Raw genomic sequence first — 2164 nt, forward strand, 5'->3', positions numbered from 1 at the left:
CCCAACCGCCCCCATCGCGAAGGAAGCCCCCCATGCCCTACGCATCCGTCACCGCCCCCGGCGGCACCCTGGCAGCCACCGGTCTCGCCACCGGCCAGCTGTGGCTCGTCGGCGCAAGCGTCGCCACCGTAGTCCTCGGAGCACTGCTGGTACGACTGACGTTCCGCCGGGGGAAGGGACCGGTGCACCAGTGACCCCCCGCCCCGACACCTCCGCCACGGCCCGGCCCACCGGTGCCGCGGCCGGACCCGCCCCCCTCCGCACGCCTCAGGCGCCTCCGGCCCCGACACCCTTCCCGACCGCCGCGACGGAGCCGCCCCGCGCCCGCCACGTCCGCCCCCGGACCCTGGTCCTGCTTGCTGTCATACCCCTCACCGCCTTCCTCGCCTGGGGCGCCGCCCACGCGGCGAGCCTCGTCGCATCATGGACCGGCGGCCAGCCCGGGGGCATGGCCCTGGCCTGGCTGGTCTCCTTCCTGCTGCTGTGGTGGGTTCCCCTGTCCTGGCTCGAACGCCCCAGGACGGCCCCGCCCGCAGCGCGTCCCGCCCTCGACGCCCTCACCGTCACCGTCCAGATCCCCGTCTACAACGAGGACCCCCAAGCCCTGCGCGCCTGCCTCGACTCCGTGCTGCGCCAGACCCGACCCGTACAGAGGATCCGCGTCGTCGACGACGGATCGGTCGACGACGACGGCAACCCCTTCACCTATGACGACGTCCGCGCGGAACTCCTGCGGCACACCCGGGCCCCCAGCACACCGGAAGTCACCTGGAACCGCACACCCAACCGGGGGAAACGCCATGCCCAGATGACCGTCCTCGCCGACGACGACGCCGACGTCTTCGTCACCCTCGACAGCGACTCCGTCCTCGACCCCCACGCGGTCGAAGAAGGCCTCAAGCCCTTCGCCGACCCCAAGGTCACCTCCGTCGCCGGCCAGGTCCTCGTCCTCAATCACGACGCCAACGCCCTGACCAGGATGATCAACCTGCTCTACCTGCCCTTCACCCGCGGACTGCGCAGCGCCCAGTCCGTACTCGGAAGGGTCACGATCAACTCCGGCACCCTCGCCTTCTACCGGGCGGACATCGTCAGGGGTGCGGCCGGGGTGTACGAGAACGAGACGTTCCGCGGCCGGCCCATGCAGATGAACGACGATTCCATGCTGACCTTCTACGGCCTGCTGGCGGGAGACACCGTCCACCAGCCCTCCTCCCTGGTGTTCACCCTCGCCCCGGAACGGCCCGGCCACTACCTGCGCCAGCAGATGCGCTGGATGCGCGGCACCACCGTGCGCCACCTGTGGTGGCTGCGCTACCTCCCCGCCACCGGCATCGTCTTCTGGACGACCGTCGCCGAATACGTCCACATCCTGCTCGGCCTCGCCATCCCCGTGGCGGTCCTCGCCCAGCCGGACCTGCGCGGCCACCGGGGAACACTGCTCCTCTCCGGCCTGGTCATCGCGACCGCGATGAGCTACCTGATGGCCCTGCGCCTGTTCACCGTGCGACGCTCGGACATGACCGCACGTCAGGCCCTCCTCCTGTTCGCCCTGGCTCCCGTGGCGGCCCTCTGGCGCGCGGTCGTCCTGCGGCCGATGTACCTATACGCCATGGCCACCTGCCACCGCATCAACCGCTGGGGCACCCGAACCACCGTCGAGGTCGGCCTGTGACCGCAGGCCGTCGGCCGGCGATACCCGCGACATCCCCGACGACGTTTTACCGGCCGCGGCGGGAGTTGGCCGAGCCGATGCCGCAGCTTCTGCGAGACGATCGGCACCCGGGGGTTGTTCACGGTCGAGGTCGCCCCGCCGTCGTGACGCCGGGCGGCACCGGAGGCCGAGGGCCTCGGGCTCAGGTGTGGGGCAGCCATTCGGTGGTGAAGTCCGCGTGGTCGCGCGTTCGGCGGGCGCGTTGTTCGAGTAGGCAGCGGAAGCCGGCGATATGGACTCTGTCGCTGATCTTGTGAACTCGTGGGGTGGTTAGGTTCTGAGGAGCATCCGGGTTCGGAGGAGGTCGAGTTTGGCTCGGCACTGCCGCAACGAAGGCAGGTGGCTGTCGTGGAGCTCTGGAGCTCTATCCAGTCAGGACATCCCCGCCTCGTCGTCGCGGTTTGGGCGGTGCCGGTGCTGGAACTGTCTCTTATACACATCTCTGAGCGG

General features: G+C 70.2%; 2 protein-coding genes. Both read left to right on the plus strand.

Translation table 11 applies throughout. From position 1 onward, the window contains the following. Positions 1-32 precede the first annotated feature (32 nt). Positions 33-194, plus strand: coding sequence for a hypothetical protein (locus tag VR44_RS46235; protein ID WP_169791096.1), 162 nt, complete (start codon positions 33-35; stop codon positions 192-194). After that, on the plus strand, positions 191-1675 hold the full coding sequence (locus tag VR44_RS38705) for a glycosyltransferase (RefSeq protein ID WP_245692872.1): 1485 nt from the start codon (positions 191-193) through the stop codon (positions 1673-1675). The genes VR44_RS46235 and VR44_RS38705 overlap by 4 nt, the downstream gene beginning before the upstream one ends. Positions 1676-2164 lie beyond the last annotated feature (489 nt).

This window comes from Streptomyces katrae (assembly GCF_000966975.1).
In the GTDB taxonomy this organism is placed as follows: domain Bacteria; phylum Actinomycetota; class Actinomycetes; order Streptomycetales; family Streptomycetaceae; genus Streptomyces; species Streptomyces katrae.

Excerpts from the sequence above, each read along its gene's own strand:
- VR44_RS46235 (WP_169791096.1), top strand. The coding sequence starts at position 33 with ATGCCCTACGCATCCGTCACCGCCCCCGGCGGCACCCTGGCAGCCACC.